The sequence below is a fragment of the Reichenbachiella ulvae genome (assembly GCF_025833875.1).
Lineage (GTDB): Bacteria > Bacteroidota > Bacteroidia > Cytophagales > Cyclobacteriaceae > Reichenbachiella > Reichenbachiella ulvae.
Genome location: NZ_JAOYOD010000001.1, coordinates 3,539,811 through 3,555,822, shown reverse-complemented (window position 1 = coordinate 3,555,822; position 16,012 = coordinate 3,539,811). Strand labels below are relative to the sequence as shown.

At 44.0% G+C, this 16,012-nt stretch carries 15 protein-coding genes; 12 read left to right on the top strand and 3 right to left on the bottom strand.

The features are described from left to right. Nucleotides 1-32 precede the first annotated feature (32 nt). The 4 genes from N7U62_RS14280 (at nucleotide 33) to N7U62_RS14265 (ending at nucleotide 4,579) form a co-directional block, all read left to right on the top strand. Nucleotides 33-644, top strand: a complete 612-nt coding sequence (locus tag N7U62_RS14280) for an Ezrin/radixin/moesin family protein (RefSeq protein WP_264138664.1) — start codon at nucleotides 33-35, stop codon at nucleotides 642-644. Nucleotides 645-770: 126 nt separating this feature from the next. Next, nucleotides 771-1,553 carry a type I methionyl aminopeptidase gene (map, locus tag N7U62_RS14275; RefSeq protein ID WP_264138663.1) on the top strand — a complete coding sequence of 261 codons (783 nt, stop codon included), beginning with the start codon at nucleotides 771-773 and terminating at the stop codon, nucleotides 1,551-1,553. 69 nt (nucleotides 1,554-1,622) lie between these two features. Beyond that, complete coding sequence (locus tag N7U62_RS14270) at nucleotides 1,623-2,321, top strand: hypothetical protein (RefSeq protein ID WP_264138662.1); 699 nt, start codon at nucleotides 1,623-1,625, stop codon at nucleotides 2,319-2,321. A 56-nt stretch (nucleotides 2,322-2,377) separates the two neighbouring features. Then, a complete protein-coding gene (locus N7U62_RS14265) occupies nucleotides 2,378-4,579 on the top strand; it encodes a tetratricopeptide repeat protein (RefSeq protein ID WP_264138661.1) in 2,202 nt (733 codons plus the stop codon). Nucleotides 4,580-4,640: 61 nt separating this feature from the next. Here N7U62_RS14265 and N7U62_RS14260 read toward each other — a convergent pair whose 3' ends face one another. Next, nucleotides 4,641-5,006, bottom strand: coding sequence for a DUF1573 domain-containing protein (locus N7U62_RS14260; protein WP_264138660.1), 366 nt, complete (start codon nucleotides 5,004-5,006; stop codon nucleotides 4,641-4,643). A gap of 144 nt (nucleotides 5,007-5,150) precedes the next feature. Between N7U62_RS14260 and N7U62_RS14255 the strand changes: the two genes are divergently transcribed. From N7U62_RS14255 to N7U62_RS14230, 6 genes are all read left to right on the top strand, one after another. Then, the gene (locus N7U62_RS14255) at nucleotides 5,151-6,410 is read left to right on the top strand and encodes a sensor histidine kinase (protein ID WP_264138659.1); all 1,260 of its coding nucleotides are present in this window, start codon (nucleotides 5,151-5,153) and stop codon (nucleotides 6,408-6,410) included. Continuing rightward, nucleotides 6,407-7,090 carry a response regulator transcription factor gene (locus N7U62_RS14250; protein WP_264138658.1) on the top strand — a complete coding sequence of 228 codons (684 nt, stop codon included), beginning with the start codon at nucleotides 6,407-6,409 and terminating at the stop codon, nucleotides 7,088-7,090. The genes N7U62_RS14255 and N7U62_RS14250 overlap by 4 nt, the downstream gene beginning before the upstream one ends. Before the next feature lie 304 nt (nucleotides 7,091-7,394). Further along, entirely contained in the window at nucleotides 7,395-8,564 is a 1,170-nt protein-coding gene (locus N7U62_RS14245; RefSeq protein WP_264138657.1) for a Gfo/Idh/MocA family protein, read from the top strand. Between the two features lie 77 nt (nucleotides 8,565-8,641). Next, nucleotides 8,642-9,700 carry a sugar phosphate isomerase/epimerase family protein gene (locus tag N7U62_RS14240; RefSeq protein ID WP_264138656.1) on the top strand — a complete coding sequence of 353 codons (1,059 nt, stop codon included), beginning with the start codon at nucleotides 8,642-8,644 and terminating at the stop codon, nucleotides 9,698-9,700. Next, entirely contained in the window at nucleotides 9,697-10,422 is a 726-nt protein-coding gene (locus N7U62_RS14235) for a 3-keto-disaccharide hydrolase (protein WP_264138655.1), read from the top strand. Before N7U62_RS14240 ends, N7U62_RS14235 begins: the two co-directional genes overlap by 4 nt. Before the next feature lie 3 nt (nucleotides 10,423-10,425). Beyond that, a complete protein-coding gene (locus N7U62_RS14230) occupies nucleotides 10,426-10,788 on the top strand; it encodes a VOC family protein (protein ID WP_264138654.1) in 363 nt (120 codons plus the stop codon). A gap of 100 nt (nucleotides 10,789-10,888) precedes the next feature. Here the strand turns inward: N7U62_RS14230 and N7U62_RS14225 are convergent, their stop codons facing one another. Continuing rightward, nucleotides 10,889-11,794: a diacylglycerol/lipid kinase family protein gene (locus tag N7U62_RS14225; protein WP_264138653.1), complete on the bottom strand. Its 906-nt coding sequence runs from the start codon at nucleotides 11,792-11,794 to the stop codon at nucleotides 10,889-10,891. A 94-nt stretch (nucleotides 11,795-11,888) separates the two neighbouring features. Between N7U62_RS14225 and N7U62_RS14220 the strand changes: the two genes are divergently transcribed. Beyond that, on the top strand, nucleotides 11,889-12,866 hold the full coding sequence (locus N7U62_RS14220; RefSeq protein WP_264138652.1) for an App1 family protein phosphatidate phosphatase: 978 nt from the start codon (nucleotides 11,889-11,891) through the stop codon (nucleotides 12,864-12,866). Between the two features lie 81 nt (nucleotides 12,867-12,947). After that, complete coding sequence (locus N7U62_RS14215; RefSeq protein ID WP_264138651.1) at nucleotides 12,948-13,514, top strand: hypothetical protein; 567 nt, start codon at nucleotides 12,948-12,950, stop codon at nucleotides 13,512-13,514. Here the strand turns inward: N7U62_RS14215 and N7U62_RS14210 are convergent. After that, nucleotides 13,511-15,979: a DUF5686 and carboxypeptidase-like regulatory domain-containing protein gene (locus tag N7U62_RS14210; RefSeq protein ID WP_264138650.1), complete on the bottom strand. Its 2,469-nt coding sequence runs from the start codon at nucleotides 15,977-15,979 to the stop codon at nucleotides 13,511-13,513. The genes N7U62_RS14215 and N7U62_RS14210 overlap by 4 nt on opposite strands. Nucleotides 15,980-16,012: the final 33 nt, after the last annotated feature.

The window sequence follows — 16,012 nt, the reverse complement described above, 5'->3', positions numbered from 1 at the left end:
AGTCATTATAAATTGGATTAAATCATAAAATTATGAAAAATATACTTGCAGCTTTCGCAGTATTAATTGCTCTTGGCGTTTCATTTGAGGCTTCTGCTCAGATGTCCAAAAAAGAGACCAAAGAATGGAAAAAAAGAATTAAAGCTTTGTCTCCAGAGCAATACAAAGCACTGCTTGAAGAAAACAAATCATTGAAAGGTCAACTCAGCAGCTTGAAGAAAGAAGTGTCTGGAGTAGACGAAAAATTAGCAGCTAAGGATGATCAAATCGCAGACTACCAAGATCAGGTTTCTGCTTTGAGAAAAGATTTGGCAGAAGCTAAAAAGAACGCAAAATCAGATGGAGGAGAACAACAAGTAGCCACTCGTGGCATTGGAGTTCCTGCCAAAGGAGTTTTGTTCAAAGTACAGATCGGAGCTTTCGCTAAGAAAGATCTTTCTAAGTTCGCTCAGAACAATCCAGCTTTTGAGGTGGATGATGACGATGACATCATGAGATATACAGTAGGTGCATTCCAGGATTATTGGGAAGCAGATACTTTCAAAAAATATTTGAGAGAGATCGGTGTTTCTGACGCTTTCATTGTAGCATACAAAGACGGAAAAAGAGTGCCGATTAAAGAAGTTTTAGAAGGAGTTATTTAATTACAACTTCTATCAAGTATTGAGTGAAACCCTGTTCTTGGTTTAATAACCAACCTCGAACAGGGTTTTTTGTTTTAGCATGCGCTCAAATTACTATAGTTTTGCAGCCCAATAAATTGAGCAATTATGATCCATTACAAGTCAAAAGAAGAAATTGAACTGATGAGAGAGAGTGCCCAGATCGTCTCTAAGACACTGGGGGTATTGGCCGCAGAGGTAAAACCGGGAGTTACTCCTCTACAACTGGACGCGATAGCCGAGACTTGTATTCGTGATCATGGTGCAGTTCCAGGCTTTTTGGGTCTCTATGATTTTCCTAATACCCTATGCATGTCGCTCAACGAGCAGGTAGTACATGGTATCCCTGGTGACAAACCTCTGCAGGAAGGTGATGTGATCAGCATAGACTGTGGAGCTTTGAAAAATGGCTTTTATGGTGATCATGCCTATACCTTCGAAGTGGGAGAGGTGGCTCCAGAGGTGAAGCAATTGCTAAAAGTGACCAAAGAATGTCTGGACCTGGGGATTGCTCAGGTGAAGAAAGGAAATCGAATTGGTGATGTCAGTTTTGCCATCCAGCAACATGCCGAGAAGCATGGCTATGGGGTGGTAAGAGAGCTGGTCGGTCATGGATTAGGGAAGAAAATGCACGAAAGTCCTGAGGTACCGAACTTTGGTAAAAGAGGCCGTGGGCCACTGATCAAGGATGGATTAGTAATAGCCATTGAGCCAATGATCAATCTGGGTACCAAAGACGTGAGACAACTTTCTGATGGTTGGACGATCATCACAGGAGATAAGAAACCTTCTGCCCATTTTGAGCATGATGTGGCGGTGGTAGATGGCAAGGCAGATGTGCTTTCCACATTTGATTATATCGAAGAGGCCCTAAAAAAGGTAGGGGTATAAAGCACCTATAGGTACTAATATCTTTCGATAAATCGTTATTTTTAATGAAACTAGATTTACGCTTATTATATGAATTCCGAACCTACTAATTATCTGGAAGTCTGGTCCTACATCGCGCAGGTATCCTCGCTGGTATTGGTACTGATGGCTTGTGTCAATTTTATAGTCTATATGATCCTTGTGACTGTGATGGGCAATCGATCGGGTAGATACAGTTTTGTGTTGAACAATGAGACCCGTGTGATGATGGCATCAGCTGTGATGGTTTCTGTGGCCATTGGTTTGATGCTCAATGTGTTTATTCTCAATGAAAGAGATTTCGGGCATACTTTTGTTTTTGCTCTGAAGGCCGGTTTGCCAATAGGTATCATCATTACCATCGCCTTTGCTTTCAATGCTTATCTGAAGACTTACTATCCTTTCATCTTAGAGAAACGCCTTGCTGACATCAGGTTTAGAGAAAGAAAAAATCCTAAAACGGGTCGTCCCATGCGACTATTGAATGAAGAGGAGGAGGATGAATATCTAACTGAAGATATGATTCAACAAGAGAAGGATTTGTCCTACGACTTTGATGTTTGGCTGGAGGATGCTACTGGAGACACGATCATTGAGACCTACAAAGGATCGCCTAATTTGATCTGTGACAATTGCCAGTTTAGGACTATGAAATTGATCAAAGAGGAAATCAGCGAAGAAACATTGCTGAAAACGAAATACTATCTCTGCTCCCATTGTGGGCACAAACATAAAGAGACAGATGTCTAAAATATTGGGAGCTTTTTAGCTCCCTTTTTTATTGAAAAAAGGGATATTGCGTACATATGAAGTTGAATTCTGTCTTTTTGCTCTTGGGCTTTTTGGCCTTGCTCTCCTGTACCAAAAAGGAGTTGGAATACGAATCTAATGCTCCCACCCCCACTGTTTCATTGCAAGATGCTGATTTTGTTGGTGCTGAGACCTGCAAGTCATGTCATGAGGCAGAGTATGAAAACTGGAAGGGCTCGCACCATGATGATGCGATGAAAGTGGCAGATTCTACTTCAGTGAAGGGAGACTTTAGTGGGGTCTCTTTTGCCTCCAACGGAGTGAAGTACCACTTTTTCATGGAGGATGGAAATTATATGGTCAATACCCAGGATGGGGACGGTCAATACAAGGATTTTAAAATAGAATACACTTTCGGGACAACTCCCTTGCAGCAGTATCTGGTTCCATTTCCTAATGGCGCCTATCAAACCCTGCAAGCAGCCTGGGATGATCAGAAAAACCAATGGTTTGATGTGCAGGCGCGCTTCGAAATAGATACGACCGAATGGTTGCACTGGACAAGAGGTGCCGCACGGTGGAACACCATGTGTGCCGATTGCCACAGCACCAATGTCCACAAAAATTACAATGCCTCTACCGATAGTTATCATACCACATTCGATGAGATCAATGTAGCTTGTGAGAGTTGTCACGGGCCAGGATCAAAACATGTCGATTACTACCAGAATGAAAAGAAGGGGGAAAACCCACCCTTTGATATGAAGACGGGGATGGAAAGCGAAGAGCTGGTAGACAAGTGCGCCAGGTGCCATTCCAGAAGAGGCCAAATCACAGAGTATTTTGACTACACGGGGAATTTTCTGGATCACTATCAGCCCGCCTTATTGACCAGCGATATCTATGAGTTGGATGGGCAAATCATGGACGAGGACTATGTCTACAATTCTTTTATCCAGAGTAAAATGTATCAAAATGGTGTGTCCTGTCGAGATTGTCATGATGTGCATTCGTTGAAATTGAAGAAGCAAGGCAATGCGCTGTGCATGCAGTGTCACGAGCCGAAATATGATAGTCCAGCACATCACTTTCATGAGTCCAATTCTCCAGCTGGCCAGTGCATCAATTGCCACATGACGGGTAGAACCTACATGGGAAATGACTTTAGAAGAGACCACAGTTTTCGTGTCCCGAGACCAGATCAAAGCGTAAAGTATGGCACGCCGAATGCCTGCAATGGATGCCATGCTGATAAGTCTGCCAAATGGGCCAGCGATATCATTGTGGAGAAATTTGGTCCGAATCGACCCGAGCATTTTTCGGATGAGCTGTTGCCTGGGTATCATGGAGACAATCAGGCCTTGTTGGCTTTAATCGAGAATGATGCTTATCCGGATGTGGCACGAGCGACGGCTGTCAATTATCTCGGCCCAGCAGCTAGCCAGCAGGAACTACAGAAAATCACGGGCTTTTTGAGAGATAGCTCGGCTCTGGTACGAAGGGAAGTCGTACAGGCGCTATCCAATCGGCCTGATATCAATGCCATGTCATATGTGCAGCCTTTGATTAATGACTCGATTCGATTGGTGCGGATCAGTGCGGCCAACTACATGCTTCGTCTGGATCCGCAAGCAAGCACTCAACCGAGCTATCGGGATGCTATAGAGGAAAATTTGCAGGCACTGGAGATGCAGGCAGATTTTGCTTCAGGGCAACATGGCCTAGGTGTGTATTATGAAACCATCGGGCAGCCAGAGGCGGCTATTGATGCTTACAGAAAAGCCATTAAGATTGATAATTTTTACAATCAAGCAAGAATGAACCTGGCTTTACTGCTATACAATCAGGGCAGGGTAGAAGAGGCGGTAGGGTTGTACCAAACAGTGACGAGTCAAGAGCCAGAATACAGTTATTCCTATTACATGCTAGGGCTGCTTTACAATGAACAGGGGGATTTAGCGAATGCGATGAAGTACCTGAAGTTAGCCACACAAAAGGAACCCAGGAATCCACGGGCATTTTACAATTATGCAACGATGCTGTATCAGCAAAAGCAATTTGCCGAAGCGGTAAAAGTGGCTCAGGAGTCAGAGTTGTATTTTGGTATGGGAGAGGAGATGCTCTACGTCAAAATGCTTGCTCAGATGGAATCAGGAAGTATCAGGGAGGCCATGAAGAGTTGTGAAAAACTGATGGAAATGGCGCCAAATAATCCGCAATACGGACAGATATTTTCTCAGCTTAAAACGAATATGTGAGGAGGGAAGTGAATCAAAACGTCAAAGAGGTTGAAGAACCTCTCCGACGTGAAAATAAAATTTACTCCACCACTTCTCCTTTGATCAGCAGTTTGATGGGTTCGCCGATGCTAGGCTGTACGGTAACGCTTTTTTGGAAGCTTCCGAGTTTGGCTGCATTGTAGGTGGCGCTGACAGAACCCTTCTCTCCCGGTTGGATTTCTCCTTTGGTGTAGTCTGCTATCGTACATCCGCATGATCCTTTGGCTGAAACGATGATGATAGGGAACTCACTGCTGTTTTCAAACTCAAATTCTGCAGTGGCAGGTTCATTCAGTTTGAGCTCACCAAAATCATGGATGGTTTTGCTCCAGACAAAATTGTTGCTGGCAAAATGGAAAGCACTGAGTGCGACGATAAGGCCTAAGGCAATCATTACATTTTTCATAGTATTTGTTTTTTGGTTAAACATGATTCAAAGATTGGGATCTGTTTTTCCAAATGCTGTTAATGAATTCCTATCACTTGTTAATGAAATGTTAAAAGCAGAAAAATTGAGCTAGCTTTAGCTCTAAAGTGCTTTTTTAGTAGAATGAGCAGGACTGCCTTCCGTATATTAATCATACTAGCTGTGGTATCCATTGCTGGGATTTTGTTGATTCAATTGTTTTGGATGAAGCGTGCCTTTGATATCCGCAATCAGCAGTTCGACCGCAATGTGAAAAGTGCACTACTGAATGTGAATGAGGCATTGAGTGATCTGAATGCTGAGGTAGCCCGTACGGAAGCCATTGAACAGATTTCTTCCAATTACTTTGTGGTCAATATCAATAACAAAATCTCTCCTGCAACGCTTGAAGGCTTGCTCTTACGTGAATTTGAGCAACGCTCGATTACCGAAGGTTTTGAATATGGGATTTTTGACTGCAGCAATTCTCAGATGGTATATGGCGAGTATCTGGAGCTTGGCGATTCAGAAAGTGAAAAGCCGGGCATGGGCTCCTTTCCTGAGTTGAATAAGGACGAATATTATTTTGGCGTTTATTTTCCGAACAAGACGACAGGCCTGGTGAGTCAAATGGGGATTTGGATTTACTCATCGGTGACGCTACTAGTCGTTGTGCTATTTTTTGGCTTTAGTTTGTTTCTGATCTCACGCCAAAAGCGCTTGTCAGAGGTGCAAAAGGATTTTATCAATAACATGACGCATGAGTTTAGAACCCCGCTTTCTACTTTAGCTGTATCTGCGGAGGTGCTCAAATCACCAGAGATACTGAGCCAGCCAGATCGCCTGAGTACCTATGCTGAGATTGTGGAGCGGGAGACTTTTCGACTGCAGGGTCAAGTGGATCGCGTGTTACAAATGGCCAATGTATCCAAAGAGCAGATTGAATTGAAAAAGGAATCAGTGGATTTGTCTGATTTGATGCAGGAACTGAAGCAGCGCTATGAAGTAGCGAACCCGAGTGCAGAACTTCGATTGGATTTTGAAGGTGATTTGCCTCTGGTGCATGGAGACGCTCTGCACTTAAGTAATGTGCTGAGCAATTTGCTGGACAATGCGATAAAATATAGCGGAGAGCATCCATTTGTGCTGGTTCGAGGTTTTCAAAGGAAGGAAGAATTGATTCTAGAATTTGAGGATCAGGGAAAAGGGATATCAAGCGATCAGCTGAAAATGATTTTTCAAAAATTTTACCGGGTGCCCACAGGCAATGTACATGATGTGAAAGGATTTGGGCTGGGACTTTACTACTGTAAAATGGTAATGGAGGCGCATGGAGGTAAGATTACTGCTAAGAGTCAACTCGGAAAAGGAACCACAGTCACTTTATCTTTACCAATCAAATGAAGCCGAAGAAGAAAATATTACTGGTAGAGGATGATCAGAATCTGGGGTTTGTGATCAAAGACAACCTGGAGATGAAGGGCTATGAAGTTCATTGGTATCAAGATGGACAGCAGGCATGGTCGACATACGCATCTCTAATGCCGGATCTCTGCCTACTCGATATCATGCTTCCCAAATTGGACGGACTAACGCTAGCATCCAAAATAAGAGAAGGTGATAAGATCATCCCGATTATTTTTCTTACTGCCAAATCCATGCAGGAAGATAAGTTTGCTGGATTTGAGATCGGAGCAGACGATTATATCACCAAACCTTTTTCTGTCAAGGAATTGTTGTATCGGGTAGAGGTGTTTGTCAAGCGCAGCAAGATTTTGGAAGCTGAAGATCATTTGATTGCTTTGGGAAAATTTCGATTTGATCCTGAGGTTTTCAAATTGATTCATGAAGAGGGAGAGATCAAACTAACTCGCAGGGAGGCCGAGATTCTCTATTTCCTATATCGTCGAGCCAATTCGGTGGTCAAGCGAGAGGAAGTACTCTTGGCATTATGGGGAGAGGACGATTACTTCAAGGGCCGAAGCTTGGATGTCTTCATTTCCAAAATAAGAAAGTATTTAAGCCCAGACCCGGCAATCCAGATCGAGAATGTCCATGGCGTGGGGTTTAAGTTGAGGGTGTGACCTGACGAACGTCAAAGAGGTTTTAAACCTCGTCTACATTTGGTTACAATAAGATAAAAACACCTACCGAACAAATACCCTGTTGATTTGAGCAGATATACCCTTTGCGCAAAGGGGTGAGGTTGATTACCTTGAGGAAGATTTGATTTTATGAGGTTGTCTCAAAAGCCTTTCTTTGTCATGTTGAGCTCAGTCGAAACATAAACGCACCTTCCAAAGGTACATTTAGACTAAGCTCAATGCGACAAATTCTATTAATTGAACATTTTGAGACAACCTCTTTTCTATAGACCTAAAAAAATATATGAAAGACAGAAAAATACGCATGGGCATGGTCGGTGGCGGCCAGGGGTCCTTCATCGGCGCAGTTCACCGTCTGGCTGCTAATCTGGATGGACAAATCGAATTAGTATGTGGGGCATTTAGCAGTAAACCAGAAGTGTCTAAGGCTTCAGGTGCCGAACTATTCCTTCCGGACGAAAGATGCTACGGCAGTTACAAAGAAATGATCGAAACTGAGGCGACACTGCCTGAAGGTGAGCGCATGGATATCGTTTCCATCGTGACGCCTAATCACGTGCATTTCGAGCCGACACAGCTGGCGCTGGAAAAGGGATTCCCGGTGATTCTCGACAAACCGCTGTGTTTCACCTTCGATGAAGCTTTAAAACTGAAAGAGACCATTCAATCGACAGGATTGCCATTTGCCTTAACGCATACCTATACCGGTTACCCAATGGTCAAGCAAGCCAGAGCAATGGTCGCTTCAGGTGAGCTAGGAAAGATTAGAAAGGTGAATGTAGAATATCCCCAAGGCTGGCTAGCCGAAAAACTGGAAGATTCTGGAGCGAAACAAGCGGCATGGCGCACCGACCCCAAACGAAGTGGTAAGAGTGGCTGTTTCGGAGATATCGGGACACATGCAGCGAACCTGGCTGAGTATGTGAGTGGATTGAAGATCACTAAAGTGCTGTCTCGTTTGAGTACGGTGGTAGAGGGGCGCTTGTTGGACGATGATGCAGACGTTCTGCTTCAATTCGACAATGGAGCTCATGGTTTGCTTTCCGCTTCACAGATTTCTACGGGAGAGGAAAATGCCCTGAAAGTACGCGTCTATGGAGAAAAAGGTGGAATCGAATGGTGTCAGGAGGATAATAATTCTCTCTATGTGACCATGCACGGTCAGCCCACTCAACAGTTGCGTGCCGGAGGCAATAATGCTTATTTAAGCGACCTTGCATTGGCCAACTGTCGAGTACCAGCTGGACATCCAGAGGGATACCTGGAGGCTTTCGCAAATATTTACAGGAATTTTTCTTTCGCTGTTCGTGCACATGCAGAGGGTGGCAAATCAGATATGCATATCCATGATTTTCCTGGGATAGAAGATGGGGTGAGAGGTATGGCTCTCATAGATGCCATGGTAGAGTCAACCGAAAAGGGGAATGTTTGGTTGGATTTGAAATTGAGTTAACCCTATTAAATGGATGGAAAACATCCCCCCTCTTCAAAGGGGGATTATTTTTTTAACAAATAACCTTCCGATAAATTATGAAGACAATAAAAGGACCTGCCATATTTCTGGCGCAATTCGCAGGAGACGAAGCGCCTTACAACAATCTGGATAATATGTGCCGATGGGCTGCCGAAAAGGGCTACAAAGCGGTGCAAATCCCTGCCTGGGATGGCCGATTGGTCGATATCAAAAAAGCCGCAGAAAGCAAGGATTATTGTGATGAGCTCAAGGGAACAGCGGCCAAGCATGGGATAGAAATATCCGAATTTTCTACCCACCTACAAGGTCAGCTGGTGGCAGTACATCCGGCTTATGATAGCATGTTTGATGGTTTTGCTCCTAAGGAAGTGCATGGCAATCCAAAAGCCCGAACCGAATGGGCCATCGATCAGATGAAAGCCACAGCCACAGCCAGCAAAAACATGGGGATCGATGTGATGGGGACTTTTTCTGGTTCCTTGCTATTCCATACGGTCTATCCATGGCCGCAGCGTCCATCGGGATTGGTAGAGGCAGGTTTTAGAGAATTAGCTGATCGTTGGTTGCCGATTTTGGATCACGCGAAAGATGCAGGTGTGGAAGTATGTTATGAAATCCATCCCGGTGAGGATTTGCATGATGGAGTCACTTTTGAACGTTTTTTAGAAGCAACGGGAAATCACAGTTCCGCTAAGATTCTTTATGATCCGAGTCACTTTGTGCTACAGCAATTGGATTATCTCCAGTACATCGACTTTTATCACGAATTCATCCGTATGTTTCATGTCAAGGACGCAGAGTTCAATCCAAATGGGAAATCCGGTGTCTATGGCGGTTATCAGGATTGGATCGATAGACCGGGACGTTTTCGCTCTTTGGGAGACGGTCAGGTTGACTTCAAGGGCATCTTTAGCAAGTTGAGTCAATATGGCTATGATGGCTGGGCCGTACTGGAATGGGAGTGTTGCATCAAATCTCCGGAACAAGGAGCTGCAGAAGGAGCACCTTTCATCTCGAATCACATCATAGAGGTAACTGAAAAGACTTTTGATGATTTTGCTGGCAGTGAAACCAATGAGGAAGAACTGAGAAAAATATTGGGACTTGACAGATGAGAAAGTTATGGATTTTAGGACTGCTGCTATCGCATGTGGCAGTGGCACAAGATTACAAACCAGAAGATACTGAAGTCTGGGAACCAGAGCCCAAGGTAATCACTGGCGTAAAGGGAGGTCAAGTTCCATCAGATGCCATTGTGTTATTTGATGGTAGTGACTTTGATGCTTGGCGAAAGGCAGAAGCCAAAGAACCCATTGCCTGGGACTTGATTGATGGCAGAATGCAGGTAGCAGCTGGAACGGGTGCCATCATGACCAATCAGAACTTTGGCAGTATCCAATTGCATGTGGAATGGAAGGCACCGGCTGTGGTAAAAGGAGATGGTCAGGGCCGTGGTAATAGTGGGATCTTTTTGCAGTCGCGATACGAAGTACAGGTGCTGGATAGCTATGACAACCGAACGTATTCCAATGGTCAGGCCGCATCGATCTACAAGCAGTATGCGCCCCTAGTCAATGTCATGAATCCGCCTACAGAATGGCAAAGCTATGATATCATCTTTACTGCGCCAGAGTTTGACGACAAAGGGGATTTACTTTCTCCAGCCTATGTCACTGTTTTGCACAATGGTGTCCTGGTGCAGAATCATGTTGAGATCAAAGGAAGCACAGAATATATCGGGCCTCCGAGCTATCAAGCACATGGAGATGCACCGATCATGCTGCAGGATCATGGCAATCCTGTATCATTTAGAAATATTTGGGTACGTGAATTGTAGCACATGCTTGGACTGAGAACTACCATCTACAAAGTAGACGATATCGATGAAGCCAAGGAATGGTTTGCCAAAGCCTTTGAAACTTCCGCCTATTTTGATGAATCCTATTATGTGGGATTCAATATTGCTGGTTATGAATTGGGTTTGATACCTGATGAAAGTATTACTCCGAAGAGCAGCAATGTTCTTAGCTATTGGGGTGTGGAGGATATTGTCAAGGAATATGAAAAGTTTTTGGCTCTTGGAGCCAGAGAACTGGAGGCTCCTCACAATGTGGGAGGTGAAATTATCGTGGCGGCAGTTTTGGATCCGTGGAATAATGCTGTTGGGTTAATTTATAACCCTGAATTCAAATTGGAGTCATGAGATTTGCATTAACAGGTTTTGTAATATTGGTTGCTTTGGTAGCAAGGAGTCAGTCATTGCAAGAACGCCTGGGTTATGGCAAACAAAGCAAGCTGCTGCGTTAATCTTGACTGTGGTCTGGGACTATTAGGCGAATCGCGGCGGGGATACACTTTGCCTTTAAGATATTGGTGTCTCCGATCACCTCGCCATCTACCTGCAGGGTGTGTTGATGTTTGGAACTGATGGTCACCTCATTGGTCTGATGGATGGCAAAGTATTCGGATTCTTCCAGGTTTCCAACAAAGCTATGCCAGGTCATAGAGATGATTTTTCTCCAGGGAAAAGGCTTAAATATACAGACTTCAAACTTGCCATCACCCAGGTCGGATCTTGGGTTAACGATTGCGCCCGTTCCGTAACTAGAGGCATTGGCAATGACGATCATCTCTGCTTTGTATCGATTACTGGAAGTAGGTGTGACCACCTTGAATCGACCTGATTTTCTTTGCGCTAGCTTCTTGAAAAAGGAGCGGGCATAGCCACCTAAACCTCGTTTGCCTTCTTTCTCAAACTCTCGGATCAGCTCCGCATTGAAGCCCATGTCGCAGAGATGTAGCGACAGGTGTTTTTCGTTGATTTGAATGGCATCCACTTTTTGCACCCTGGGACGAATCAACATATCGAAATTTTCTTCCCAACCCTCAGGGATTTCCAATTCAGTCGCCAGTCCATTGGCTGAGCCCAGGGGTAATATGGACAACATGATCTCTGAGGAAAGAATCTGCTCTGCCACCAGATTGACCGTGCCGTCACCACCACCGGCTATAATAGCTTTTGGCTTTAGTTCTTTTATGGCAGTACGAATTTTCTGGCCATCTTTCTTTCCAGTGGTCTTGAGGATTTGGTAGTTGATTCCATTTTTTTGACAAAATTTATCAATATGGCTGTCCAGTTGCTTCTTATTCGAAGTCCCCGAGATGGGATTAATGACAAATAGGAGCGGACCGGCTGTTGCGTTTTGCATTCTATGGATTTTTGAGAATATTGCCCTAAAATCTAAGGCTATCACAATATTCAGAAAAGTTGGCGTTCGACTCGCACTTTGGGTCAAAAAAAAGATGGGGATTATCCATCCACCGACCATTGTGCCTTATCGTGGCTATGGTACTTCTGCCAAAGTCTACCTGAAAGGTCAGGTTTTGGAAAATCGTCCGGCTTTTATCTCCAATGAGGATGACAAAAAAAGAAGGAACCTCAAGCATATGCTGGCGCGCTATCTAAGTACGGTGATTCCAGAAGCCAAAGTGGAGATTTCTTTCCGAGGCAAAAAAGCCATGGCAGAGACTGACGAGAGTGGCTACTTTTCTACCTGGCTCGAAATGGAAGAGGGTAATCAAGAATATGGCTGGCAGACCGTAGAATATCGATTGCTAGAGGGAGAATATACTAAAGAAGTGATAAAGACTGGTAAAGCACTGATAGTCAATCCTAGTGCTCGATATGGTGTGATTTCTGATATCGATGATACCATTTTGGTGTCGCATGCCACACAGATATTAAGAAAGCTCAGGTTGATATTGATCAAAAATGCCAAGACGAGATTGCCTTTCGAGGGAGTGAAAAAATTCTATGATCGTTTGGCAGGGAATGGTAAGTCCAATCCGATTTTTTATGTGAGTAGTAGCGAATGGAACCTGTATGATTTTTTGGTTGACTTTTTCTCTACTCGTCAGTTGCCGAAAGGTCCTTTTTTGTTGCAGAATTTTAAATCAAGTCTATTGGATCTGATACGCTCTGGAGGAGGGAGTCATCAGCACAAAATTGATAAGATTGATCGGCTGATGAGTCTCTTTCCCGATTTGAAGTTTGTACTCATTGGCGATAGTGGACAGCGTGATCCAGAGATTTATGCTCATGCGGCAAGACATTATTCTGATAGGGTATTGGCTGTGTTTATTCGTTCAGTAGGTAGGAAAAAAGAGCTGGATGAAGAATTGGTCTCTGAGACTCTTTCTCTTGGTGTGCCCATGCTGTTGGTTGAGGATACAGAGGAAGCATATGATCATGCGACAAGTGCAGGCCTTTTTACTAATTGATAAACTTCACTTATTCAGATTAATCTTGTTTAAAAAAGGTGAGCGTTATATTTTAGCGCAAGATTTAAATTATTACTTTCTATGAAACCAACCGTGAAAAACATGCTCTTTGCCCTTTTGGCAATTATTATTTTTCCCTCTACTCCTGCCTTAGCTCAATATCAATCCAATTACGATGAAAAGTGGAATCAAGCCAGTTTAGGAATTGGTTTTGGATTAGGTTATAGCGGTATTTTAGGAGCCAATTTCAGTTATTGTTTTACTCCGTATATTTCAGTTACAGGTCAGTTAGGTGTTACACCTGTTCGTCCGGGATTGGGAGCGGGTATGAATTTTTATCTAATTCCAAAGGATAAGAGCACAATTTATAAGCCAAATCTGAAAATCCAATATGGATATACTTCCATGATTTGGGTGCTAGGGAAGGAAGAATACAATGATGTTTTTTATGGTGCTCGATTTGCATTAGGAAACGAGTTTCGTTTTGGAAGGGCAAGAAGACATGGATTTGATTTCGATCTTTTCTATTCGATACTTTCAGATGAATACCATGACAAATGGGAGATTGTGAATAATGATCCTGACGTAGAAGGCTTAGGCAAGGTATATCCTGTAACTATAAGTTTGGGCTACCATTTTGATTTTTAGAAAGAGAACCTGAATGAAGGCTTCACGATAAAGGTATAGCTATCGGGTAGCGTCGTATCATTGAGTCGCCAGACGAAATCCATTCGGGCTATTTTGAAAATGTTTTCCAAACCAAAACCCACTTCGTAATAGGGTTCGGTCATGGCGACTGTACCTGTTGGCATCAGGTAGGGCGAGTCGATATTTTGCTGTGACAGTTCGCCCCAGTAGCCTTTGGCAAAGACAAAACTTCGCCACTTTAGGCGATTGACAAGGGGGATGCGATCCATGATGAACCCATCGAAATGCTGCTGCACATTGACCGTGAAATATTGATCGGTGATAAATTCCAGATAATGCATCAGATTGAAAGCCATGTCGTCGTAAAGTACGAGTTGATTGCTGTAGGGTGTGTTGAGATACGGGTAGGGAACCTCTCCCCAGGTCTTACCTGCTTCGATGTGATACTGAAAATAGCCTAGCTTTTTGGTACGCAGGTGTTGCCGTAGATAGGCTCGGCTTTTTTGAAATGGTACATCTGCTCCAAAGCTTTTCCCCGAGTACTGGTACTCTATGGCCAAATCTGGAAAGCGCCTGAATTCTTTCTTGAAATCATCCCTGTGATAGAAGTCACCTTTTAAGTCCTTGTTCTGCCAGTTGAATTTGAGGGTCCAGGTAAGTCCGCTGGCTGTATAGTTATCGACTACTCCTGCGACTGTTTCTTCGAATTGAATGTCGCCGGTTGGGGCTACTTCAGATCGAAAGTAGGACAAACGTGTCACCAGACCTGTGGTCAGTTCTCGTTCGTAGTGTCCGGTGATTTCCTCCTCATATAGTCTGGATTCGTTGCTGCCGATCTGCACGATAGATGTCAGGATATGATCGATCGGGAGCGCATTGATGCTGCGGCCTAGCTGCATGATATCATAGCGATAACTTGCGCCGATGCGGTTTTTGTTTTGGGTATCCAGTCGGTAGCCGAGCTGAAGTCCGTACTTCCATTTTTCGTCTTTGAATCCATAAGCACCATAAACTGATCCTGACAGAGGAAAGGCTAGGTCAGGATCAGACCTGAATCCAAATTTGACACGTGAATCCTCGACGTAGTTGTTGCTGTAGAAAGTGTAGAAATCACCAATCTCCCAGCTTTTCCATGGTACATAGCCGGATACAAAGCCCATGACGAGATTTTTTCTGAAAATGAAGGCCGGATCGGTTTCGAGCTGGTCGACCATTTGAGTGACGCCTTCTTCCTTTTCGTCGAGTTGTCGGTCAGGGATGGCTTGCCAATAGGATTCACCTCGCAACTCTGCACTATCTGTTTCGGTCACGAGCTCGATTCCATTGTAAGCTTCCAGATAGGGAACATCGTTGATCTGATAGTTGCGGTAGGTAGCATGTTTTCTTCCAAAGAATCCAGTGAGATCCGAGGAGTTTTCCACCACTGTGTAGTCTCCTAATACTCGTGATTCAGCCAGCATCCAGTGTTCGCCATCCACAGCTTCGTATTTTTGCTCCACCAGGTAGCTACGAACAAAATTGACATTGGCCATGATGTCGAACCTGAGGGAAATCTCCTGCACGGCATAGCTGCCAGAGTCGATGGTCATTTCACCGCGAAAGGCCAGGTCTCGCTCCAGTTTGGGTTCGAATTGTAGATTATAGGTTTTATTATCCCCCGATCCGGCACTGTCCAGATAATATTCGTAGTGTAGCTTGTAATTGTTGTTGAGTGGGCTAGGGAAGTTCTTTTCCAGGATGACGATATAGTTGTCGTATACATTGGGCGTGAAATAAAGCTCCTCAACGAATTCGAGAATTTTTGGACCAGGAAGTCCAGTTACCTTTTTGCCTTCTACGATGCTTTTTCGTTTGGGAGGGGTGCGTCTATAGTAGTGTGAAGAATTTTTCTCTACCAGAAGGACGGTTAGATAGCTGACCCCATCGCTGGTCGTGTCGGTATTGTTCCAGATGTAGTCGAAGGGTTTGAGGAAAAAATTATTTTTTACTTTTTCGGTCAGGTGATTCAAATCAAATCGAATTTTGGAATACTCCTCGCAACTGTAATTGTCTAGTTTGTCAGCATTGTTTTGGTCCTTGTTTTTGATGATGCGGTCCATCACTGCGTAAGCTGGGTTCTCTCCGGCCTTAACTACGATATCTTCCATCATACGTAGTTCTGGTTCCAGATCAATTTCGATATAGCTTTGGCCCCTGAGTAGGATGCTTTGAGTGATATAACCCAGAGAGGAAACCACTAAAGTATCTGAAGGAAGGCTTGATGATTTGACTCGGAGATCAAAAATTCCTTCCATGTTGGTGGTAGTTCCAATTTGTGTGCCCTTCAAAAAAACATGGGCAAAGGGTACTACTTCATCGCTTCCCTTTTCGGTCACCTTGCCCTGGAGTTTTATCTGCGCAGACAGATTCAGTGTCAGCAGAGACAATAACGTAATGAACAAAAGTCGAATGGAATTTCTTGTCATCAGGATCGATGGGTTTCTTATCTGCTAAGATCG